Origin of the sequence: Psychroserpens sp. (assembly GCF_034670085.1) — a bacterium.
Taxonomy (GTDB): domain Bacteria; phylum Bacteroidota; class Bacteroidia; order Flavobacteriales; family Flavobacteriaceae; genus Psychroserpens.
In genome coordinates, this window is sequence record NZ_JAXMOD010000004.1 from 331379 (window position 1) to 354867 (window position 23489).

Consider the following 23489-nt stretch of genomic DNA (forward strand, 5'->3'; position numbering starts at 1 on the left):
AGCCAAATTGGCTATTTCATCGGTTACTAATAATATAAAACAACTGAACTTACTTTTTCCCTACCTATTTCTAAGTTTTTTTTTTGGATAATGAGCTTGGCTTCTTTCTTAAGAAAAATCAAAATTTAAACGGATTAGCTTCGCTCTTCCAGACAAAGCTCCACTTTGAAAATAGTTTAAACGAAAAAACGCTCAAGCGAGCTTGGCGTTTAACTTTTGGAAAATTCTAGTTTTTAGAGATTAGCTTCGCTTTTCCAGACAAAGCTCCACTTTGAAAATAGTTTAATAAGGAAAAACGCTCAAGCGAGCTTGGCGTTTTTCCTTATTAAACTATTTATTTGTGACCTCGACTGGATTCAAACCAGTAACCTCTTGAGCCGTAATCAAGTGCGCTATTCAGTTGCGCCACGAGGCCTTTTTTAGTGGATGCAAATATACTACAATTATTAAATTACTACCAAACTATTTATTTCAAAATTTAAAGGATATCAAATGCTCTGTATATATTTGCAGAAAATATAGAGTTTATGGAGCATCTATTACAGCCTTGGCCATGGTACGTTTCGGGCCCACTTATTGCCTTAATTATGTTTTTCTTAATCTATTTTGGAAAAACTTTTGGTATGTCATCAAACCTGAGAACCCTTTGCGCTATTGGTGGAGCAGGCAAAAGGGTTGCATTTTTTAATTTCAATTGGAGAGCACAAGGTTGGAATCTTCTTGTTGTTCTTGGTGCTGTAATTGGTGGGTTTATTGCGCACCACTTTTTATCTGTTCCTACTAATATCGATTTAAATCCTAAAACCGTTGAAGATCTTTCACGAATGGGTTTTGAAAATGCAGGTCAAACTTTACTACCAACTGAACTCTACAGTTGGGAGGCTGTTTTAAGCTTAAAAGGTTTATTAATTCTTGTTATTGGTGGTTTTTTAGTTGGCTTCGGAACACGATATGCTGGAGGTTGCACATCAGGTCATGCCATCACAGGATTGAGCAGCTTACAGCTACCTTCTTTAATAGCTGTAGTTGGTTTCTTTATTGGCGGACTTATTATGATTCACTTGTTATTTCCTATAATTTTTGGTTAATATGAAAACATTAAAATTTTTGTTCGTCGGCATTATCTTCGGAATTGTATTAGTCAAATCTGAAGCTGTATCGTGGTACCGTATATATGAAATGTTCAAATTCGAATCCTTTCATATGTATGGCATTATTGGAACAGCTATTGGGACTGGAGTTGTCTTACTTCTTTTGGCAAAGAAATTAAAACTTAATAATATCGAAGGTCATAAATTGTATGTTCCTAAAAAAGATAAGGGTCTTTTTCGTTATATTCTGGGAGGCACCCTTTTTGGTTTAGGTTGGGCTTTATCAGGAGCTTGCCCTGGACCTATGTACATTTTAGTTGGAACTGGAACACTTTCGGTACTTATAGTTATAGCTGCTGCAATTTTGGGCACTTATGTTTACGGAATTCTTAAAGACAAACTTCCACATTAGTTAAACCTGATATTTGTCAGAAAACAAAACGGAATACTTCTTATCTTTGCAACATATTTAACTCTTGACATTGTGAGCTATAAATGTCAAAACTAAATTAATAGTATTATGAAAATCGAACAAATTTATACAGGCTGTTTAGCACAAGGTGCTTATTATATTGAATCTGAAGGAGAGGTTGCTATTGTTGATCCGTTGCGAGAAACGCAAGCATATATCGATAAAGCAAAAGCTAATAATGCAACTATTAAATATGTATTTGAAACACATTTTCATGCCGATTTTGTGTCTGGTCATGTTGATTTAGCAAAAAAAACTGGTGCAACTATTATTTATGGACCAGGTGCTGAAACCTCATATGAAATTCACTCTGCTAAGGACAATGAAGAATTCAAATTAGGAAATATCACTATAAAAGCACTGCATACTCCTGGTCATACTTTAGAATCTACAACCTATTTATTAATAGACGAAAACGGAAAGGATCACGCCATATTTTCTGGAGACACTTTATTTTTAGGCGATGTAGGTCGACCAGATTTAGCAATTAAATCTGATTTAACAAAAGAAGATTTAGCAGGTATGCTGTTCGATTCTCTTCGTAATAAAATTATGCCACTTGCAGATGATGTTATTGTATATCCAGCTCATGGTGCGGGTTCTGCTTGTGGAAAGAATTTAAGTAAAGAAACAGTTGGTTCTATTGGAGATCAAAAGAAAACCAACTACGCTCTTAGAGCAGATATGACAAAAGCAGAATTTGTAGAAGAAGTTTTGGACGGCATTGCTCCTCCTCCACAATATTTTGCAAAGAATGCGATGCTGAATAAAACAGGTTATGATAGTTTTGAAACGGTTTTAAAATCTGGGAATTCACCTTTAAGTCCAGAAGATTTTGAAGCTATGGCGAATCATGAGGAAGCTTTAGTACTTGATGTGAGACCACAAAGTGAATACATCAAATCTCATATCCCAAATTCTATCTTTATTGGATTAAATGGTGATTTTGCACCTTGGGTTGGTGCTTTAATAACCGATTTGAAACAACCTATTTTATTAGTTGTTCCTGAAGGAAAAAGTAAAGAAGCTATAACGCGTTTATCACGTGTTGGCTATGATAATACACTTGGATATTTAGAAGGTGGCATAGACGCTTGGATTGCTTCAGGTAAAGAAACAGATGCCTTAGAATCTATTTCTGCGGAAACTTTCGCAGTACGGGTGAAAAATGGAGACATCAATATACTTGATGTTCGTAAAGATGGTGAATACAGCAGCATGCATTTGGAAAACGCACAACATTTCGCCCTAGACTATATCAATACAAAAATGAATGAGGTATCTAAAGACAAAACCTACCACATTCATTGCGCTGGTGGTTATAGGAGTGTGATTGCAGCATCTATATTAAAAGCAAGAGGCTTTCATAATTTAGTTGATATTGCTGGAGGTTTTGGTGCGATTAAGAAAACGGACTTGCCAATGACAGATTTTGTTTGTCCAACAACTTTGTAGGTTGTGTTTGATTAAAGTCAATTTAAATAGCTTCATATTTATCATTTTTTGTTGTAGTACGCCATTGTTATCTGCCCAAAACGATAATAGTCAAAGCCATTTCACTGGTTTAAGTCTTGGATACAGCTATAGTTTTAATGGAAAAGGAGAACCTCAATATCATCTCTTAGATGTGCAATTGAATAAAGCACTGGAAGGTGGAAGACACGGAGGAGGTTTTATTTATGGCTTTGGTACCGAAGTTGTCTTAAATGCTAATCGATTTACAATTGGACCGAAAATTGGAGGTTTTATATTTTATAATGGCCTAGCAATTGGGTCAGAATTTGTCACCTATACAGATTTTGAAAACTGGACATTTCGTTATGTTTTTAGCATTGGTTTAGGCTCACCAAAGGCCAGATTAACTATAAATCCACAAGTTATATTGACCAATAAAAACTATAGACCAATACACAAAGGATTCGTGAATTTTACTTGGAATTTTATCCTAGATAGGAAAAACGAGACGAAGACTAAATGATCTCTGCGCTTAAACCAGCTTCTAATAGCATCGAACATCTTGGTTCTAATTCTTTATACTCACCAGTCTTAACTGTACATTGGCCTTTATAATGAACAATAATTGAACATTGCTCGGCTTGTTCTGGTGTGTGATCACATGCATAGATAAGTGTATCTATTACATGATCAAATGTGTTGACGTCGTCATTATACACAACAATCTCATTAAGAGGTTGTTCTAAAGTGTCGACAAGAACCTCTTCTTTTGTTTTTTCTTTGGTACTCATTATTTGGTGCATAGTAATTTACTTAATGAGGTTGGTAAGGTTATTATATGATAAATTTAAAGATTATTTTTCAAATTTTAAAGCTACCCAATTATTTCTTTCTAAAGTTTCAACGTGTTTTAAACCGTATTTATTACACTCAGCTTGTATAATTGGAATATCATCATTATAAAAACCGCTTAAAAACAAAACACCATTAGTGTTCAAGGTATCTGTGTAGGTTTTCATATCATTTAGTAGAATATTTCTATTGATGTTTGCAATAACAATATCATATTGTCTTCCAGGTAAAACACTTGCGTCACCTTCTAAAACAGTGATATGCCGAGCATTATTTCGTTCAACATTCTCTAGACTATTGAGATAACACCAATTATCATAATCAATCGCATCAATGGGCTTAGCACCTTTTAATTCTGCTAAAATTGCTAAAACACCTGTTCCGCAACCCATATCTAAAACAGATTTATCGACGAAGTCATTTTTTAAAATATGCTGAATCATCATGTGAGTTGTTTCATGATGTCCAGTACCAAAACTCATTTTTGGTTCGATGATTATATCAAATTCGGTATTTGGTTTCTCATGAAATGGTGCGCGAACTGAACATGTATCATCTACAATAATCGGATTAAAATTCTTTTCCCATTCTGAGTTCCAATTGGTTTGTTCTATCTCTTCAGAGGTAAATGTGATTTCGAATTCTTCAGATTTTAGTATTTGAATATCGTCAAGAATCGTGTCAAAATAGTCTTCTTTTTGAATATAAGCAGTTACGCCTTCTTCAGTTTCTACAAAACTTTCAAAACCTGCGTAACCTAATTCGGCAATTAAAATCTCAACTGCTGGCTTAAGTGGTTTTACTTTAAAGTAGTAGCCTAAGTATATGGTGTTTGACATGATAAAAATTGAACGATTGCGTTAGTGATTGAACGGTTTGTTTAAGCTCTCCAGATGGTTTACAGCTGGAAGCGAGTAGTGAAAGCACGACGAACCTAAGCTTAAAGCTTAGGTTGGTAACGCCCTAAATTATCTAAAATGCATTAACAATAGCATAAAAATCTTCAGCATTTAAAGCGGCTCCACCAATCAATCCTCCATCGACATCTGGCTTTGAAAAAATCTCTTTAGCGTTGTTTGGTTTTACACTTCCTCCATAAAGAATCGTCATATCATTTGCCACTGAATGACCATATGAATTCTCTAAAGTCTTTCTAATAAAAGCATGCATATCTTGTGCCTGCTCTGGACTAGCCGTTTCTCCTGTACCAATAGCCCAAACAGGCTCATAAGCTAAAACAATATGTTTGAAAGCTGAAGCATCTAAATGAAACAGTGCATTCTTGATTTGACTTTCAACAACGGCTTCTTGGTTTCCTGATTTACGATCTTCAAGTTCTTCACCGAAACAGAAAATAATTCGCATATCATGTTTTAAAGCTGCATCCACTTTTTTAGCTAAAGATTCGTCGGTTTCGTTATAATACGCACGACGTTCACTATGACCTAAAATAACCGTTTGAATGCCAATACTTTTTAACATGGCAGCACTTATTTCTCCTGTATACGCTCCGTTTTCTGCAAAGTGCATATTTTGAGCAACGACTTCAATATCGTCTTGTCTAGTGGATTGAAACGCATGCCATAAGTTCGTAAATGTAGGCGCAATCATTACCTCAGCATTAGACGTTTTGGTTTGTTGTTTTAATTCTGAAATTAGTGTCTCTGTTTGAATTAAACCATTGTTCATTTTCCAGTTTCCTGCTACAATATGTTTTCTCATGTCTTTGCCTGCTTATGCAGTTATATATTAAGTTATACTTATTTTAATACGTCTCTAATTGAAGGATCATCTGCTTCAATGGCTTCAAATAATTCTATCCGTCCATTGGAATCGACAACCATGTATCTCGGAATCCAATCAATATCGACAAACGCTCCTAAAAGTCCTTTAGTTCCTTTTGTCATGAAGTAGTGTTCGCCTTCAATATTATGTTTTTTGATGGTACGTTTCCATGTATCTATATTTCTATCTGCAGATAAAAAGAGATACACAGCATTCGATTTTTCAGCCTGTAAAGCCTCTAATTCTGGTAAACCTACAATGCAATCTCTACACCAACTTGCCCAAACATCAATAACGATTTGTTTTCCTTTATGTTGAGATAAAATATTTTGTAACGATACTGTCTTACCTTCTAAACTGATGTATTGTTCATTTAAAACACCCTCTGAAAGCTGGGTTTGAACGTTTTTCGAACAACTCACAAACAGCAAACAACAAATAAGAATATATTTTAATGAATTCATTTTCTATTCTAATTTCACTTTTGGATCTAGCCATCCGTAAATGACATCTACAAAGATATTGATAATGATAAACAAAAGTGCTATTACTAGAACAGAACCCATAATTACTGGTAAATCTAAAGTATTTAAGGCATTTACTATTTCTTTCCCTAAACCATTCCATCCAAAAATATACTCAACAAACACTGCTCCTGCTAGCATAGATGCAAACCAACCAGAAATGGCAGTAACAACAGGATTCAACGCATTTTTAACAGCATGTCGTGTTATGATTTGGAACTCGGATAAGCCTTTTGCTCTAGCCGTTCTTATATAATCTTGGTTAAACACTTCTAATAAGGAGTTTCTCATTAATTGAATCACAACTGCTAATGGACGGATACCTAGAACAATAGCTGGAAGTATTAAGTTTTTCCATTTAATATTCATTTTTTCACCAAAATCATCTAGTTCAAATAAACTACCTGTCATTTCAAGATTGGTGTATTCATGCAAGATGTATCCGAAAAACCAAGCAAATAAAATCGCACTAAAAAAGGAAGGAATACTCATGCCTAGCGTGCTAAAAATTTGGATGGTTTTATCTAACCATCTATCTTGAAATAAAGCCGATATGATACCGAGAAAAATTCCTAAGATTATTGCAATGAAAATTGCGGATACGGCTAAAACTGCTGTATTCGGTAAGGTTTCTCCTATAACTTGTGACACCTTTTTTCCTTGCTTGGTAAAGGATTCTCTCAAATATGGAAATTTTATAACGGTTGTTGTATTTCCCAAGGTGAACAATGAACTCGCGGCATATTTTCCATCTCTTAAATAGGTGTAGTCGTCAGCATTTGTTGAATGAAATGATAAAGGTGACACATCATTAAGATAATATAGATACTGAGTTGAAATAGATTTATCAAAACCGTATTTAGCTCTGACAGCTGCAATTTGCTCGCTATCTTCATTTTGTCCTAGCATCATTTGAGCTGGATCTCCTGGCAAAACATTAAATAAAAAGAAAATAACAGTGACTACTCCAAATAATGTGAGCAAAGCATAAAAGGCTTTATTAAGAATGTAATTTATCAGATGTTATGTATTAGTTATTAAAACTCTAAATCATCAATATCGTTCCAATGTACTTTTTGAGTCACAGTTCCTTTTTCAAGAACTACTACTCCAGGGTTTGCACGGACAATAGTTTTTAGAACCTTCTCATCACAGAGGTAAAACTCAACATCAAGGTTATAGGCGGTTTGAATCTCATTTTTCTTGTCAGAGCCGGAAGCCGTTAAACCCATTACAGTGTATCCTTTTTTCTTAGCTTCATCGGTCATAACTTTTAGTTTTGCCAAGCCATCAGCTTCTGCTTTATCCAAATTGTAAGACACAATCATGACGAGCTTATCTGTTTCTAAAAACTGCTGCGTAAGATCTTCGTCTTCAGATTCTATTGAGAAATCCTGAATTTTAGGCACATCACCTTCTTGAATAGTTTCTGTTTCAACACCAATAATTTTATCATATGTTTTTGGTCCACGTCCTCGATCTGTAAAAACTTTTTCTTCACCATCCAGAGTGTATGTCCAATGATAATCTATAATAGCATCTTTAGCATCGGCAGGTAATTTCATGTTTTCTTGAAAATTATCACCGATTTTATAAGCTCTAAAATCAAAAGTTGGTAAGTGCATCAAAACATGATATCCAAACCAAAGACAAGCGATAAAACTCAATAAGGCTGTTACTGACAAACCAAATTTACTTAAGATTGGTTTAATATGTTTCTGACCAACAAAAAGAATCAGAATTAAAATTAATAAAACCACATCTTTAGTAAAGGATTCCCAAGGTGTTAATTTTAGAAAATCTCCAAAACAGCCACAATCTTTTACCTTATCAAAATAAGCCGCATAGAAGGTTAAAAATGTGAAGAAAACAATCATTCCTAATAAGCTCCAAACTGTAAATTTAGGTTTATAGCCAATCAATAAAAACACACCTAACACCACTTCAAACACAACAACAAATATCGAAATCCCTAAAGCAAATGGTATTAATGACGGAATATCTAATACATCATAACTAAAGTATTCCTGAAGTTTATATGAAAATCCTAAGGGATCATTCAGTTTTATAAATCCTGAAAAAATAAAAAGTGCTCCGACTAAGATTCTACTTATGTTGACTAAAAATTTCATACTTTTTTATTTTATATAGACTTCTCGACTTTGCTCAAAGCGACAAGCCAATGTATATTCCCAACCCTTATTATTCCTTAAGATGAATCATTGCAAACACCGAGTAATTAATCATATCTTGGTAATTAGCATCGATACCTTCACTTACAATGGTTTGACCAGCATTATCTTCAATTTGCTTTACGCGTAACAATTTCTGAATGATTAAATCGGTTAAACTACTCACTCTCATATCTCTCCAAGCTTCACCATAATCATGATTTTTATCCATCATTAATTGTTTGGTAATTGCAATTTTATCATCATAAAGAGCCGTTGCTTCATCAACAGATAAATCAGGTTGCTCCACAACTCCTTTATCTAATTGAATTAAAGCCATCGTACAATAATTGATAATTCCAATAAACTCACTTACCTGACCTTCATCAACTTTACGCACACTATTTTGTTGTAATCCTCTAATGCGTTGCGCTTTGATATAAATCTGATCGGTTAGTGATGGTAATCTTAAAATGCGCCATGCACTTCCGTAATCTTTCATTTTATTGATAAAAAGACTTCTGCACTGCGTAATGACATCATCATATTGTTTTGAAGTATCTTGCATTTAAAACATTTAATTTTCCGTAAATTTCGCATAAATTAATCAGATTTAAAAACTTTAACCACACTATATAGTTTTGAGCAAAACCATCAATTGTAAAGGACAGTTATTAGACCTTAATGTACCAAAAGTCATGGGTATTTTAAACGTTACACCAGATTCGTTTTATGATGGTGGACGCTTTAGAAACTCGTCTGCTGTAATGCGACAAGTAGACCAAATGCTCGAAGAAGGAGCAACTTTTATTGATGTTGGTGCTTATAGCTCAAAACCTAATGCTGATGATGTTAGTGAATCTGAAGAATTAGAACGTATTCTTCCAGTAGTCGATCTCATTATTAAAAATTTTCCTGAAGTTATTTTGTCTATCGACACCTTTAGAAGCCATGTGGCCAAACAATGTATTCAAGCAGGTGCTAGTTTAATTAATGATATTTCAGCAGGACATTTGGATGAAAATATGCTTGAAACAGTTGCAAAACTTAAGGTGCCTTATATAATGATGCATATGAGAGGCACACCGAAAACCATGCAACAGAAAACTAATTATGATAATGTAATAAAAGACATCCTCTTTTATTTTTCTGAACGGATGGCAAAAGCGAGAGCGTTAGGAATCGTAGATATAATTATCGATCCAGGTTTTGGATTTGCAAAAACCTTGGAACAAAATTATGAGATATTGAAGTCGTTAGAACTTTTAAATATAACTGAATTACCAATTTTAGCTGGTATGTCTAGGAAGTCTATGATATATAAAACTTTGGACTCATCAGCTGCAGAATCATTAAACGGAACTTCTGTACTCAATACAATTGCATTACAAAAAGGTGCTAACATATTACGAGTACATGATGTAAAGGAAGCCATAGAATGTATTAAACTCACTCAACAATTACACTAATGAAATATTTATTTGTTATCATATTAACGCTTTTTATATTCTCCTGTGGGAAGGAAAAATCGGTGTTATTACCTGAAATAGAACATGCGAAAATCACTGAAATTCTTGACGTTTCTCCTGCCTATCTTTTTTATAATGAAACGCAACCTGATAGTGTAGAACTCAATCGGAAAAATTTAATAGGCACAACCAATTGGTTATTTAATGTTGACAAACGACTGACTTTAGAGCAAGCGCTACCTAAAATTAAATTGTTACAAGACAAAAAGAGAAATGCTCAAATGCATAAAAATGAAAATGCGAAAAACTATTACACTTGTAATGATACAAGCATTCAAAATTTAGGATTTATTGAGTTTACTGATGTCGTTTATCAACATAAGTCGCTTCAAGATTATTTTAAAGATAAGAAACGACCAGAACACATGAGTTTGGCTTTAAATGTAATTTCAAATAACAGCTATAGCTTAGAATCTTATTATAAAGAGGATTCAGACACCAAAGTATTTTCAAAAATCGAAGATGTGATAAATGAAATCAAAAACTTCATTAATACAGAACAGTACATTACACTTTATACGTTATTTCATTCGAAAATAAGTTTTCAGGACTACATTACTGTTAAATCTAATATTTTAGATATTACAAAAGAAGGCTTTCAATTAGATAAAAACGAATTCATTTATTAATCATATTTTGTTAAATTTACAGAAACACCTTTGTATTGGATAAATTCAAATTTTGGGATTTTGGGATTATAGATTTTATCGACGTTTTTCTCGTCGCTATATTACTCTACTACATCTATAAGCTGGTAAAAGGAACCGTTGCCATCAATATTTTTATTGGAATTATTATTATCTATACCGTTTGGAAAATCACAAACCTATTAGAGATGCAAATGCTTCATAATATATTTGATGGTTTCATGAAGGTTGGAATTATTGCATTAATAGTTGTGTTTCAACCAGAAATTAGAAAGTTCCTACTCATGGTTGGTTCTACAAATTTAAGCGGAAGAGGAAAATTATTCAGTAAAATGAAATTCCTTAAAAGCGATATTGAATCCGAAACTAATGTGGACGCTATTGTTGCCGCTTGTCATAAAATGGGGAGCACAAAAACGGGAGCACTTATTGTTTTAGAACGCAATAATAATTTAGATTTTCTAGTAAGCACAGGTGACGAAATGAATATTAAGGTTACTCAACCTATTATTGAAAGTATCTTCTTTAAAAATAGTCCGTTACATGATGGAGCCATTATTATTGACAATAATATCGTTAAGGCTACTCGTGTAATTCTTCCTGTAAATAACGAAAAAAATATTCCGTCGCGATTTGGTTTAAGACACAGAGCTGCTGTTGGTATTACTGAAAAAACAGATGCCATTGCATTGGTAGTTAGTGAAGAGACTGGACAAATCTCTTATATTATAAATGGTGAATTTGTAATGTTTGAAAATGTAGATGAATTGCTCAACCTTTTAAAGAAAGATTTGATGTAATATGGACTGTAAAAACTGTAATACCCCTTTAGCTTCTGATCAAAAATTCTGTTCGGAATGCGGAGCAAAAGTGATAAACAATAGGTTAACTATTAAACATATTACTTCTGAATTTAGTTCGCAATTTTTGAATTATGACAATAAATTTTTAAAAACTTTTTTCGATCTTTTTACAAAACCTGAAGCTGTAATCGATGGTTATATAAAGGGCACAAGAAAAAAGTATATTAATGTAATTCAATACTTAGCCATTTCACTTACCCTTTTAGGGCTTCAGCTTTTCATTCTTAATAAATTTTTCCCAGACTTTTACAACGCTGTGTTTACCGATTCTCAAAACTTATTCGCCATGTATCCAGAAGAAAACCGGGAAGAGATGGAAAAATTTATGACGAGTTATTATTCTTTTATAAATGAGTACCAGAGTTTAATATATGTCATAGGGATTCCGCTTACAGCATTTGTGACTCGATTAACATTTTTAAGAGAAAAGCTATATAATTTTACTGAACACATAGTTTTAAACACGTATATAACAGCGCAATATGTAGTTTTTTCTTTCTTCGCTTATTTGTTTTTTGCCATATTCAATTTAAACATATCTATTTTAGTCACACTTTCATTGCTATTATATGTGTTGTATTATGGATTTGTTTTTTACAAAACTCACAAACTAAGTATTGCTACAATAATTTTACGCTTTTTGTTATCAATAGCTATTATTTGTACTGTATTTATATTGATTTTTATAATAGGAATAATCGTAGGTATTATATTTCTTAAATTTTTCAAATAAATATGAATTGTAAAAATTGTCAAATAGAACTTCCAGAAAATAGTGATTTTTGCAACAGCTGTGGTGGAAAAGTGATTAGAAACCGTTTGACTTTTAGAAACTTATTTGAACATATAAGTGAAACATTTTTTAATTACGACAATAAACTTTTAAGAACTATTATTGATCTTATTAAACAACCCGAAGCTGTAATTGGTGGTTATATTGATGGAATTAGGAAACGTTATGTAAATCCAATTAGCTTTTTTGGACTAACTTTAACCTTAGTCAGTTTAGAGTGGCTCATTCTACAAAAATTCTTTCCACATTTACTCAACATGTCTTCTTTAGCAACAAACGGTAATGAGAATTTTATGGAAGGCATTTTTGATTTTATTCAAAAGTATAGCTCTATACTTATGATGCTATATATTCCGTTATATGCCATTATTTCTAGGACTGTGTTTTTCGATAATAAAAAGTATAATTATACCGAACACGTTGTTGCCTATATTTATATATTATCAATAATCTCAATCTTTGGATTAGTTCTTAACATCATTTGTGTTTTACTTGGATATGATCTTGGCGCAGTGTCTTACATAAACTTACTTATTCAAGTTCTTTATATATCGTATTGTTTTAAGCGGCTGTACAACCTTACTAAGCTTGAGATTGCTGCAAGAGCTTGTCTTTCGTTTATAGTTTACGCAATATTATATGTTGTAATTGTAATTTTAATAATGGTAGTCGTATTCCTTTTAGAAGGTAAGGAGCCTATCGTTGATTTTTTTAGAAGTATTGCTCCAAGATAACCTAAACTGCTTCAGCCTTTAAAAACTGCACTTCATAAAGATTTCTGTAGTAACCATCTTCTTTTTTAAGGAGTTCTTCATGTGTTCCTTTTTCAACAATATGACCTTCGTCCATCACAATAATTTGATCTGCTTTTTGAACCGTAGCTAGGCGATGAGCAATCACAATAGATGTTCTTCCTTTTGTTATTTTATCTGTTGCATCTTGTATTAATTGTTCAGAATAAGAATCAACAGAGGACGTCGCTTCATCTAAAACCAAAATACTTGGGTTAGTAACATAAGCTCGTAAAAAAGAAATTAATTGACGTTGTCCGGAAGACAACATCACACCTCTTTCCTTTACATTATATTGATACCCATTTGGCAAACTCATTATAAAATCATGAATTCCAATATCTTTTGCAGCCTGTTGAACCTGATCTTCCGTTATATTAGGATTCTTAAGAGTAATGTTGTTGAAGATAGTATCTGCAAAGAGAAAAACATCTTGTAAAACGACTGCAATTTGAGCACGAAGCGATTTAAGTGTTAAACTTTTTATATCAACACCATCAATACATATCGTGCCGTGTTGAATGTCGTAGAATCGATTTAACAAGTTAATGATTGTTGATTTTCCAGCACCAGTCGCACCAACAATAGCAACAGTTTCACCTGCCTTTACTTCTAATGAAATTCCTTTAAGAACTTCTTCATCATCCACATAAGAAAAATGAACATCTTTAAAAGTGAGCGTTCCTTTAAATTCTGAAGCAATTGTAGTTCCTGTATCATCAATCTGAGATGTTGTGTCTAAAACTTTAAACACACGATCTGCAGCCACCATTCCCATTTGAAGTGTATTGAATTTATTGGCTATTTGATTTAATGGTCTAAATAACATAGGAACAAACATGATGAACGCAAACAAATTTCCTTCACTAGCTGTACCATTAATAACAACCATTAAGCCTCCTACCCAAATAATAGTACCTAAAGTTATTGAAGACAATAATTCAGCAATAGGAAAAAAAACAGAGTTGTACCACACGGTTTTCAACCAACCTTTTTTATGTCTTTCATTAATGGCTTTAAACTTTTTATATTCGGTATCCTCACGAGTAAACAACTGAAGGATTTTCATTCCGGTAACCCGTTCTTGCACAAATGAATTTAAATTAGATACTTCTGTCCGCACTTCTTCAAAAGCACGTTTCATATATTTTTGAAAAATTTTAGTTGCAAACAAAACAATAGGCATCGTTACAAAAGCAATCAAACTTAATTTCCAATTCATATAAAACATAACGCCTCCAACAACTAGCATTTTTAATATATCACTAAAAATCATAAAAAGACCATCACCAAAAATATCGGCAATACGTTCCATGTCAGTTACGGTTCTTGTAATAAGCACACCAACTGAAGATTTATCGTAATACTTCATTCTAAACCTAAGCACATGCTCATATAGTTTCACTCTAATATCTTTAACAACCGATTGTCCCAACCAACTGGCGTAATAAATAAAAAGCAATTGACTTATTACCTCAAGAAGCAATAAAACAAGCATGGCAATGATGTAAAATAAAAACCCATCGTACTGCTTTAAAGCCACATGTTTATCAATAGCCTGTTGCAAAATATATGGTCTTAAAGCTCCAAATACAGCAAGACCAACAACACAAACTAAGGATACAAAAAACACCAATTTGTATGGCTTTATATAATGCAGTAATCGCTTAAAAAGCGAGACATCAAAAACTTTTTTCTTTTCTTTAGTCATTTAACTATTAATAGTATTTGGATATTCAATTTTTGTTAAATATAATCCATGTGCTGGTACTGAAAAGCCAGCTTCTCCTCTATCTTTTGAATTAATAATATCATGTAAATTCTCAACATTCATCTTTCCTAAGCCAATATTTATCATAGTTCCTACAATAGCACGAACCATATTTCTTAAAAACCGATCTGCTTTAATTGTAAACAGAAGTTGGTCATCTTTTGATTCCCATTGTGCGCACATAATATTACAATGATACGTTTTTACATCAGTATGAACTTTAGAAAAGCATTGAAAATCTTTATAGGTCAATAGAATATCACAAGCTTTATTCATTGCTTCTACATCCAAATGATTATGTAGTGAAAATGCAAATTCAGAAGTAAATACATTTTTTTGCTGAGAAATTTTATAGACATAGGTTCTGTTCAATGCATCAAAACGTGTATGTGCTTCATCATGAACATGAAAAATCTGATGAATTGCAATATCGTTTGGTAAAAATGAATTCAGCTTAAAAACTAAATTTTCTTCAATTAAACGATCCAAATCAAAATGCGCAAACATTTGTGAAGCATGAACTCCAGCATCTGTTCTACCTGCTCCCATTATAGAAATTTTAGTTTGCAACAATTTTGAAAGTGCGTGTTCTAAAACTTCTTGAACCGTAATAGCATTTGGCTGAATTTGCCATCCATGATATGCTTTTCCATTATATGATAATTCGATAAAATATCTCAAGTAAACCTGTATTTTTGTAAAAGCACAAAGATAATTCATTCCTGTGAAGTCAGGAATCTTTAACATAATTAAAACGTTTCCACAGAAGTTTATATTAAGCGCAGTCGAAAGACGAAAAGAGTTATGACCAAAATCCTTTTACTTTCTGATACACATAGTTATATCGATAATGATATCTTAAAATATGTCCAACAAGCTGATGAAGTTTGGCATGCTGGTGATATTGGTGATTTAACAGTAACTGATGCAATACAGAAACTAAAACCCTTGCGAGCTGTTTATGGAAACATTGATGATGCTAAAGCTAGGCTAGAATTTCCTGAAAACAACCGCTTCATGTGTGAAGACGTTGATGTTTATATGACTCACATTGGTGGTTATCCTCCAAAATACAATAGGAGAACACGCGATGTCATTAGAGCAAATCCACCACGAATATTCATTTGCGGACATTCGCATATATTGAAAGTCATGCCAGATAAACGCTATAATTTAATTCATATGAATCCAGGAGCAGTTGGCAAATATGGGTTTCATAACATACGAACAATGCTTCGGTTTACCATAGATGGAAAGGCCATTGATAACCTAGAAGTTATAGAATTTCCAAAACGATATTGAGTTCAATAAAAAAACCCAAGGTCTTCACCTTGGGTTCACGCACTAAAATAATTAAGATAATAAATAGGGTTTATCGTAATCGATCAACAGATTTGACAAGATCTTCATCCTTTTTTATGGCTTTATTGGCTAAGACCAATAATACGATAGATAAAATAGGTATGAATATCCCAACACCTTTCTCAGAAATATTACTCTCTCCAGGTGGCATTAGTAATTGATACACAAAAAATCCTAATAAAATAAAGTTTAATATTATGTTAAGCCGTCCCAAAACAAATTGGAACTTCCTGTTTTTAAAATTAAAAATCGAAATTAAAGATAATAAAGCTGATCCTAAAAACAAACCTAGATATAAATATTCATCTTTAGCAAATACAAGAATATCATCACTGTTTGTCCATAAGTGTAATACAAATATCAAACCAGCCGAAACTCCAGCTGATAATAAAAGGTAAATGGTTTGTATACGTTGAATCATTTATTATGTATAATGAGGCACAAAATTAATAGTTTCTTTTTAAAAGATGTATTAAATTTTAAAAATAAAATTGTATTATTGCATATATAATTTGTTACCAACAGTGTAACAGCTTATTAAATCTTCCGATTTTTTTCAAATTTTTCCCCTTAAACACATTTTTCAGAAAAGTAAGGATTAAATCAATTTCAGTTTATAAAACTTAATTATTAAACATACATGTTCGAAATTTCCGAATTAAAAGCAAAAAAGCTTCCTGAACTTCAGGATATAGCTCAAAAATTAAATGTTCCAAAATACCGTAGTTTAAAAAAATTAGATCTAGTTTATCAAATTCTTGATTTTCAAGCAGCTAATCCAGGTGTTATTAAAAAAGAAGTTATTAAAGACACTCCTAAAGAGGAACAAAAAAAACCTGTGCAGCAAAACAAACCTGCACAAGAAAGAAAACCTAGAGAACGAGTTCAGAAAAAACCTGCACAAAATCCATCTCAACAAAAAATGGCATTAGAAGATAAGAAAGATGCTAAACCATCAAACGTAAATTCTAATGACAAAAGGGACAATAGAGACTCTCAAAAAAGCAATCAGAGTAGCGATAATCGTTCTAAAAACACAAATGAAAAAAAGCCAAATCCTCGTAAAAAGGATGACAGCAAACCAAATCCTCGTCAAAAAGATGGGAATAGACCAAATCCTCGTCAGAAGGATGGTAATGTTCACAAAAACAATGGAAACAAAGATAATCGTAACCGTTATAGAGAACCAGATTTTGAATTTGACGCCATTATTGAAAGTGAAGGTGTTTTAGATATCATGCAAGATGGTTATGGTTTTTTACGTTCGTCTGATTACAACTATTTATCATCACCTGATGATATTTATGTATCGCAATCACAAATACGTTTATTCGGTTTAAAAACTGGAGATACCGTTTTAGGTCATGTTAGACCACCTAAAGAAGGTGAAAAATATTTCCCTTTAATAAAGGTGAGTAAAATTAATGGTCAAAAACCAGAGGTCGTTAGAGACCGTGTGTCTTTTGAACACTTAACTCCTTTATTTCCTCAGGAAAAATTTAATATTGCAGAAAAGCAAAGCACAATCTCAACACGTATTATGGATTTGTTCTCTCCTATTGGAAAAGGACAACGTGGTATGATTGTATCGCAACCTAAAACAGGTAAAACAATGCTTTTAAAAGATGTTGCAAATGCAATTGCTGCAAACCATCCCGAAGTATATCAAATGATTTTACTGATTGATGAGCGTCCTGAAGAAGTAACAGATATGCAACGTAATGTTCGTGGCGAAGTAATTGCTTCAACTTTTGATAAAGAAGCACACGAGCATGTAAAAATTGCAAATATCGTTTTAGAAAAAGCAAAACGTTTAGTTGAATGTGGTCATGATGTTGTAATTCTATTGGATTCAATAACACGTTTAGCAAGAGCTTACAATACAGTTCAACCAGCATCTGGTAAAATCTTAAGTGGTGGTGTAGATGCCAATGCATTACATAAACCAAAACGATTCTTTGGTGCTGCTCGAAATATTGAAAATGGAGGTTCCTTGACAATTATTGCCACAGCGCTTACAGAAACAGGTTCTAAAATGGATGAAGTGATTTTTGAAGAGTTTAAAGGAACTGGTAATATGGAATTACAATTGGATCGAAAAATATCTAATCGTAGAATCTTCCCAGCCATTGATTTAACGTCATCAAGTACAAGACGTGACGATATTTTATTGGACCCAACAACGATTCAAAGAATGTGGGTGATGCGTAAATACCTAGCAGATATGAATCCTGTAGAAGCCATGGAATTTATTAATGATCGTTTCAAACAGACAAGAAACAATGAAGAGTTTTTGGTATCTATGAATGGATAAACATTAAAACTATTACATACTAAAAAAGCCTTGGATTAATAATTCAAGGCTTTTTCTTTTTAATGTCTTCCTAGTTTTATAGAAACAAAAAAAGCTTCTCAATAGAGAAGCTCTTTAATATATCTTAGCTAAATCTTACTTTAAAGTCGCTACGTGCTTCATTAAGTTTGATTTGATATTAGCTGCCTTGTTATCGTGAATAACATTATTCTTTGCTAATTTATCTACCATTGAAATAACAGAAGGTAAAAATGCCTTAGCATCTTTAGCTTTTTCCATTTCACGTAACTTTTTGATAGCATTACGAGTCGTTTTATGCTGATATCTATTAGTTAAGCGTTTTGCTTCGTTACTTCTTATTCTCTTTAATGCTGACTTATGATTTGCCATTGTATTTTTTTCTTATTAAAAATTGTAGCCCGTAGGGGAATCGAACCCCTCTTACATGGATGAAAACCATGCGTCCTAGCCGATAGACGAACGGGCCATTTGATTAAAATTCAATAGTAAGTTTATAATTTATTTGACGATAAACCTACATTTCAAATGAACATGCAATTATCCATTGCGGATGCAAAAATACAACTATTTTTAAATGTTGCAACACCTTACTAAAGTTTTTTGAAAAAAAATTAATATGCCTTAGCAAACAAGACCCTTCTACTAGATGGTTTTCCAGTGTATACACACTTTCCCTCTTCATTTTTTACATCTGAAGGAATACATCTTATAGTTGCTTTTGTTAATTCTTTAATCTTAAGTTCGGTTTCTGTTGATCCATCCCAATGTGCAGAAATAAATCCAGCTTTAGATTCTAAAACTTTCTTGAAAGTCTCAAAATCATCAACTTCAGTAATATGTGAATCTCTAAAATTTAAAGCTTTTGAAAAAAGATCCTTTTGAATCGTTTTCAATAAATTGTCTACTTTAGAAACTAAATCAGACATGTCAACAATTTCTTTTGTTAAGGTATCACGTCTTGCCAATTCTACAGTTCCATTTTCTAAATCTTTAGGTCCAATAGCTATTCTTAAGGGAACACCTTGCAACTCATGTTGAGCAAACTTAGCTCCTGGTCGGTGTGTGGTTCTACTATCAAATTTACAAGAAACACCTTTTGCTTTCAAGTCTTGAATAATAGTGTTGGCCTTACTAGTAATAACATCTAGTTGCTCATCTGTTTTATAAATAGGAACAATAACTACTTGTGAAGGCGCTAAATTTGGTGGTAATACCAAACCTTTGTCATCACTATGTGTCATTATTAAAGCTCCCATTAATCGCGTAGAAACTCCCCAAGATGTTGCCCAAACATAATCTAGCTTCCCTTCATTATTTGTAAACTTTACATCAAAGGCTTTAGCAAAGTTTTGTCCTAAAAAATGTGATGTTCCAGCTTGAAGTGCTTTTCCATCTTGCATTAAAGCTTCAATACAATATGTTTCTACTGCACCAGCAAAACGCTCGCTTTCCGTTTTTAGACCTTTTATAACAGGTATAGCCATAAAATTTTCTGCAAATTCAGCATAGACATTATTCATTAGTTCTGCTTCAACTAAAGCTTCTTTTTTGGTAGCATGAGCTGTGTGACCTTCTTGCCATAAAAATTCTGCAGTACGCAAAAATAAACGAGTTCTCATTTCCCATCTCACAACATTTGCCCATTGATTTATTAGAATTGGTAAATCTCTGTAACTTTGAATCCATCCTTTATAGGTACTCCATATAATAGCTTCACTAGTAGGTCTTACCACTAACTCTTCCTCCAGTTTTGCCTCGGGATCAACTCGTAATTTCCCTTCATTATCTGGGTCATTTTGTAATCGATAATGAGTAACAACCGCACATTCTTTAGCAAAACCTTCAGCGTTTTTTTCTTCAGCTTCAAATAGACTTTTAGGCACAAAAAGCGGAAAATATGCATTTTGATGACCTGTTTCCTTGAACATTCTATCTAATTCAGCTTGCATTTTTTCCCAAATAGCATAACCATATGGTTTAATAACCATGCAACCTCTAACTGCCGAATTTTCAGCTAGATCGGCCTTAACGACTAACTCGTTATACCATTTTGAATAGTCTTCACCTCTACTTGTAAGATTTTTACTCATTATTAGTGTTTTGGCACAAAATTTGTGATTATGTTAAATAAAAAAATAGTTCAACAAAACTAACTATTTTTGTAATGTTCAACAATAAAAATATAGAGTTATGCAATTTAAAAACTACATAAATACAAAATTGCCATTTTTTGTTGCACTAAGCTTTGCTTTTGTTTTAGCTTCTTGTGGTTCATACCAATACGTTGGTTATGATAGTGATGGTATATACAGTGAAAATGATGTTGTTTATACTGAAGCCGAAACTACTACAGAATCTTCAGATAATAGCTACTACAAAAACTATTTTACAGAAAAAGCAAATCAATATAATGATATTCCGGATGACGAGCGCGTCATTTTTACTGATATTGATTCTTATGAAGGTGATTATTCAGATGAAAATCTAGAAGATGAATCTCAATATGGATATTCAGGTTGGGGACAGGCTAATGACAACATAACTATTAATGTTTATGATAATAGTTGGGCCAGTCCTTATTGGAATGGAGGGTTTGGTTTTGGATATAATTGGTACAGACCATGGGGCTGGAACTATGGTTTCGGTTGGAATAATTGGGGTTGGAACTCTGGTTTTGGCTGGGGAGGCTGGAATAATTGGGGTTATAACTATGGTTGGTGTCCTCCTTTTTACAATTACGGTTATGGATATAACCCATATTTTCATGGTAATTATTACAATCATTATGGTATTGCTTATAATTCTGGCAGACGAGGTTCTAATTTGGCGTATTCAAATAGAAACTCTGTTACGAGACGAAATACTTCCAATATAACACGTCGTAATACGTCAACAGTTACCAGAGGACGTTCAAATACGGTTAGAAATAATTCAACAACAAGAAGAAATAATAATTCAACAATAAGAAGATCCACAAGAAGTACCAGATCAAATAGCTCGGTTAGACCAAGAACAAATACGAGAAGAAATAACAATGTTACTAGACCTCGTTCAAACAGCACAAGATCGAGTACTAGAATGTCTACTCCAAGAAGGAGTAGTTCTTCTGCAACTAGAAGTTCTAGCAGCAGTACAAGAAGGTCATCGGGAACTTCAAGCTCATCAAGTCGAAGTAGTTCTACTCGACGTAGATAATAGAATTATAAGTTTCAACAATTAAAAAATTTAATATGAAAAAGTTAACTATACTCATGATAGGTGTCTTATCTATGTCTAATCTTACCGCTCAGGACATTTCGGATGCACTCAGATATTCTCAAGACAACATTCAAGGAAGCGCTCGTTTTAGAGCTTTAAGTGGTGCTTTTGGTGCTCTAGGTGGCGACATGTCTGCCGTAAACTTAAATCCTGCAGGATCTGCAATTTTTAGTAGAAGTCATGCTTCTTTATCACTTTCAAGTTTAAATATTAGTAATGATCTGTCCTATTTTAATGGAAGAAATTCCACCTCAGACTCAAAAATAGATCTACATCAAGCTGGAGGCGCATTTGTTTTTGCTAATACTAATCAAAATTCATCATGGAAAAAATTTGTCATTAGTGTCGCCTATGATAAAACAGCCGATCATGATAATCAATGGTTTGCTAGTGGAAGGAATACTAATTCGATAGACAATTACTTTTTAGCTTATGCTCAAGGATTAAGGCTTGATGAAATATCAAGGTTTACTGGTGAGACTATTTCACAAGCATATGGAGAAATAGGTTCTTTTTATGGCTATGGTAATCAGCAAGCATTTTTAGGTTATGAATCATATATCCTTGAACCAGTAAATGATAACGATGCGAATACAATCTATACATCAAATATAGCATCTGGAACATTTAATCAGCAGTATAACTATATCGCGCGAGGTTATAATGGCAAAGTTAGTTTTAATGCAGCTGCTCAATATGAAGACAAATTATATTTAGGTATAAATTTGAACACACATTTTATTAATTATGATAAGTCAACATTCTTAAGAGAAACAAATTCAAATCCTGGTTCTTTAATTACTAATGTAAACTTTGAAAATAATTTATTAACTACAGGTAATGGATTCTCATTCCAATTAGGTGCAATTCTTAAGTTAACCGAAGAATTAAGAGCTGGATTTACATATAACTCACCAACATGGTTTACTATATTTGAAGAAACCACTCAAGGTGTTTCAACTTTTGTAGATGATATAGACGGTAGTTTTATTGCTGATGTTAATCCTAATGTTATCAATATATTTCCAGAATACAGATTACGGTCTCCAGGAAAGATTTCTGGAAGTCTTGCCTATGTTTTTGGAAACAAAGGCTTACTAAGTTTTGATTATTCAAGAAGAGATTATTCTAATATGGAGTTTAGACCTAAAAATGATATATTTTTCATAACTCAGAATGAAACTATTAATAATGTATTTCAGCCAGCCAATACTTACAGGTTTGGAGGTGAATATAAATTTAAGCAATTTAGTTTTAGAGGTGGTTATCGCTTTGAAGAAAGTCCATATAAAGATGATATGATTGTTGGAGATTTAACAGGTTATTCGTTAGGATTAGGTTACAATTTTGGTAATACCAGATTGGATTTAACTTTTGATCAAGCAGAAAGAACTGTTAATAATCCATTGTTTTCTGTTGGTTTAACCGATGCTGCAACAATAGATGCTGTAAATTCAAATGTTACCCTTTCCTTAGCATTTAATCTTTAATAAAATATTATTATACAAAAAAGGCTATATGTGATCATATAGCCTTTTTTTTTTATGTATTCCACATTTATCTTTTCAGGGTGAAATGGGCTTTAAATTCTTTTTGTTGTAATGTATTAGGTTCTATGTACTCAACTACAAACCAGTAGTCACTTGTTGGCATTGGACTTCCGTTATAGGTACCATTCCAACCCTCACTAGTAGGACTTATCTGTTTCATTAGTTTTCCGTACCTGTCAAATATATAAATTTTTGCGCTTGGTTGGTCGGCAATACCCTTAATGTTCCATGTATCATTAT

At 32.9% G+C, this 23489-nt stretch carries 26 protein-coding genes and 2 tRNA genes; 13 read left to right on the plus strand and 15 right to left on the minus strand.

All coding sequences use genetic code 11. The annotated features are described in order from the left end of the window. Positions 1-341: 341 nt before the first annotated feature. A tRNA-Arg gene (locus tag VOI25_RS09290) sits at positions 342-415 on the minus strand. A gap of 112 nt (positions 416-527) precedes the next feature. Here VOI25_RS09290 and VOI25_RS09295 point away from each other — a divergent pair. The 4 genes from VOI25_RS09295 (at position 528) to VOI25_RS09310 (ending at position 3541) form a co-directional block, all read left to right on the plus strand. Beyond that, a complete protein-coding gene (locus tag VOI25_RS09295; RefSeq protein WP_323788787.1) occupies positions 528-1088 on the plus strand; it encodes a YeeE/YedE family protein in 561 nt (186 codons plus the stop codon). Between the two features lies 1 nt (position 1089). Continuing rightward, complete coding sequence (locus tag VOI25_RS09300) at positions 1090-1503, plus strand: DUF6691 family protein (protein ID WP_323788788.1); 414 nt, start codon at positions 1090-1092, stop codon at positions 1501-1503. A 108-nt stretch (positions 1504-1611) separates the two neighbouring features. Further along, positions 1612-3018: an MBL fold metallo-hydrolase gene (locus VOI25_RS09305; protein ID WP_323788789.1), complete on the plus strand. Its 1407-nt coding sequence runs from the start codon at positions 1612-1614 to the stop codon at positions 3016-3018. A 7-nt stretch (positions 3019-3025) separates the two neighbouring features. After that, positions 3026-3541, plus strand: a complete 516-nt coding sequence (locus VOI25_RS09310) for a hypothetical protein (RefSeq protein ID WP_323788790.1) — start codon at positions 3026-3028, stop codon at positions 3539-3541. Here the strand turns inward: VOI25_RS09310 and VOI25_RS09315 are convergent. The 7 genes from VOI25_RS09315 to VOI25_RS09345 form a co-directional block, all read right to left on the minus strand. Continuing rightward, the gene (locus VOI25_RS09315; protein WP_323788791.1) at positions 3534-3809 is read right to left on the minus strand and encodes an ATP-dependent Clp protease adaptor ClpS; all 276 of its coding nucleotides are present in this window, start codon (positions 3807-3809) and stop codon (positions 3534-3536) included. The genes VOI25_RS09310 and VOI25_RS09315 overlap by 8 nt on opposite strands. Positions 3810-3872: 63 nt before the next feature. Further along, entirely contained in the window at positions 3873-4709 is an 837-nt protein-coding gene (gene prmA / locus VOI25_RS09320; RefSeq protein ID WP_323788792.1) for a 50S ribosomal protein L11 methyltransferase, read from the minus strand. Between the two features lie 133 nt (positions 4710-4842). After that, on the minus strand, positions 4843-5592 hold the full coding sequence (gene tpiA / locus VOI25_RS09325) for a triose-phosphate isomerase (RefSeq protein WP_323788793.1): 750 nt from the start codon (positions 5590-5592) through the stop codon (positions 4843-4845). A gap of 38 nt (positions 5593-5630) precedes the next feature. Next, entirely contained in the window at positions 5631-6119 is a 489-nt protein-coding gene (locus VOI25_RS09330) for a TlpA disulfide reductase family protein (RefSeq protein WP_323788794.1), read from the minus strand. A gap of 3 nt (positions 6120-6122) precedes the next feature. Next, positions 6123-7199, minus strand: coding sequence for an ABC transporter permease (locus tag VOI25_RS09335; protein WP_323788813.1), 1077 nt, complete (start codon positions 7197-7199; stop codon positions 6123-6125). A gap of 17 nt (positions 7200-7216) precedes the next feature. Next, positions 7217-8311, minus strand: a complete 1095-nt coding sequence (locus tag VOI25_RS09340; protein ID WP_323788795.1) for a BT_3928 family protein — start codon at positions 8309-8311, stop codon at positions 7217-7219. Between the two features lie 70 nt (positions 8312-8381). Next, positions 8382-8918 carry a DUF1599 domain-containing protein gene (locus VOI25_RS09345; RefSeq protein WP_323788796.1) on the minus strand — a complete coding sequence of 179 codons (537 nt, stop codon included), beginning with the start codon at positions 8916-8918 and terminating at the stop codon, positions 8382-8384. Positions 8919-9048: 130 nt separating this feature from the next. On the opposite strand from VOI25_RS09345, the gene folP reads away from it, so the two are divergent. The 5 genes from folP to VOI25_RS09370 are packed head-to-tail and all read left to right on the plus strand — an operon-like array spanning position 9049 to position 12916. Further along, on the plus strand, positions 9049-9819 hold the full coding sequence (folP, locus tag VOI25_RS09350) for a dihydropteroate synthase (RefSeq protein ID WP_323788814.1): 771 nt from the start codon (positions 9049-9051) through the stop codon (positions 9817-9819). After that, positions 9819-10508, plus strand: coding sequence for a hypothetical protein (locus VOI25_RS09355; RefSeq protein WP_323788797.1), 690 nt, complete (start codon positions 9819-9821; stop codon positions 10506-10508). The genes folP and VOI25_RS09355 overlap by 1 nt, the downstream gene beginning before the upstream one ends. 35 nt (positions 10509-10543) lie before the next feature. Further along, positions 10544-11326 (plus strand): diadenylate cyclase CdaA, encoded by a 783-nt coding sequence (gene cdaA / locus VOI25_RS09360; RefSeq protein WP_323788798.1) that lies wholly within the window; start codon positions 10544-10546, stop codon positions 11324-11326. A gap of 1 nt (position 11327) precedes the next feature. Continuing rightward, positions 11328-12122 carry a DUF3667 domain-containing protein gene (locus VOI25_RS09365; protein WP_323788799.1) on the plus strand — a complete coding sequence of 265 codons (795 nt, stop codon included), beginning with the start codon at positions 11328-11330 and terminating at the stop codon, positions 12120-12122. Positions 12123-12124: 2 nt separating this feature from the next. Then, positions 12125-12916: a DUF3667 domain-containing protein gene (locus tag VOI25_RS09370; RefSeq protein WP_323788800.1), complete on the plus strand. Its 792-nt coding sequence runs from the start codon at positions 12125-12127 to the stop codon at positions 12914-12916. A gap of 1 nt (position 12917) precedes the next feature. Here VOI25_RS09370 and VOI25_RS09375 read toward each other — a convergent pair whose 3' ends face one another. Continuing rightward, on the minus strand, positions 12918-14684 hold the full coding sequence (locus VOI25_RS09375; RefSeq protein ID WP_323788801.1) for an ABC transporter ATP-binding protein: 1767 nt from the start codon (positions 14682-14684) through the stop codon (positions 12918-12920). Further along, entirely contained in the window at positions 14685-15425 is a 741-nt protein-coding gene (gene truA, locus VOI25_RS09380; RefSeq protein WP_323788815.1) for a tRNA pseudouridine(38-40) synthase TruA, read from the minus strand. A gap of 123 nt (positions 15426-15548) precedes the next feature. Here truA and VOI25_RS09385 point away from each other — a divergent pair, with 123 nt between their 5' ends. After that, positions 15549-16046 carry a metallophosphoesterase family protein gene (locus tag VOI25_RS09385; protein ID WP_323788802.1) on the plus strand — a complete coding sequence of 166 codons (498 nt, stop codon included), beginning with the start codon at positions 15549-15551 and terminating at the stop codon, positions 16044-16046. Between the two features lie 70 nt (positions 16047-16116). On the opposite strand, the gene VOI25_RS09390 is transcribed toward VOI25_RS09385, so the two are convergent. Beyond that, entirely contained in the window at positions 16117-16527 is a 411-nt protein-coding gene (locus VOI25_RS09390) for a DUF4293 domain-containing protein (protein WP_323788803.1), read from the minus strand. A gap of 219 nt (positions 16528-16746) precedes the next feature. On the opposite strand from VOI25_RS09390, the gene rho reads away from it, so the two are divergent. Further along, positions 16747-18420: a transcription termination factor Rho gene (gene rho, locus VOI25_RS09395; protein ID WP_323788804.1), complete on the plus strand. Its 1674-nt coding sequence runs from the start codon at positions 16747-16749 to the stop codon at positions 18418-18420. Positions 18421-18555: 135 nt separating this feature from the next. Here the strand turns inward: rho and rpsT are convergent, their stop codons facing one another. The 3 genes from rpsT to proS form a co-directional block, all read right to left on the minus strand. After that, positions 18556-18810 carry a 30S ribosomal protein S20 gene (rpsT, locus tag VOI25_RS09400; protein ID WP_323788805.1) on the minus strand — a complete coding sequence of 85 codons (255 nt, stop codon included), beginning with the start codon at positions 18808-18810 and terminating at the stop codon, positions 18556-18558. Between the two features lie 25 nt (positions 18811-18835). Further along, positions 18836-18907: transfer RNA gene (locus VOI25_RS09405), tRNA-Glu, on the minus strand. A gap of 145 nt (positions 18908-19052) precedes the next feature. Further along, a complete protein-coding gene (gene proS, locus VOI25_RS09410; protein WP_323788806.1) occupies positions 19053-20531 on the minus strand; it encodes a proline--tRNA ligase in 1479 nt (492 codons plus the stop codon). Positions 20532-20631: 100 nt separating this feature from the next. Between proS and VOI25_RS09415 the strand changes: the two genes are divergently transcribed. After that, positions 20632-21636 (plus strand): hypothetical protein, encoded by a 1005-nt coding sequence (locus VOI25_RS09415; RefSeq protein ID WP_323788807.1) that lies wholly within the window; start codon positions 20632-20634, stop codon positions 21634-21636. A gap of 35 nt (positions 21637-21671) precedes the next feature. Next, positions 21672-23189, plus strand: coding sequence for an OmpP1/FadL family transporter (locus VOI25_RS09420; RefSeq protein ID WP_323788808.1), 1518 nt, complete (start codon positions 21672-21674; stop codon positions 23187-23189). 67 nt (positions 23190-23256) lie between these two features. Here the strand turns inward: VOI25_RS09420 and VOI25_RS09425 are convergent. After that, the coding region (locus VOI25_RS09425; RefSeq protein WP_323788809.1) for a T9SS type B sorting domain-containing protein at positions 23257-23489 on the minus strand (233 nt) is incomplete at its 5' end.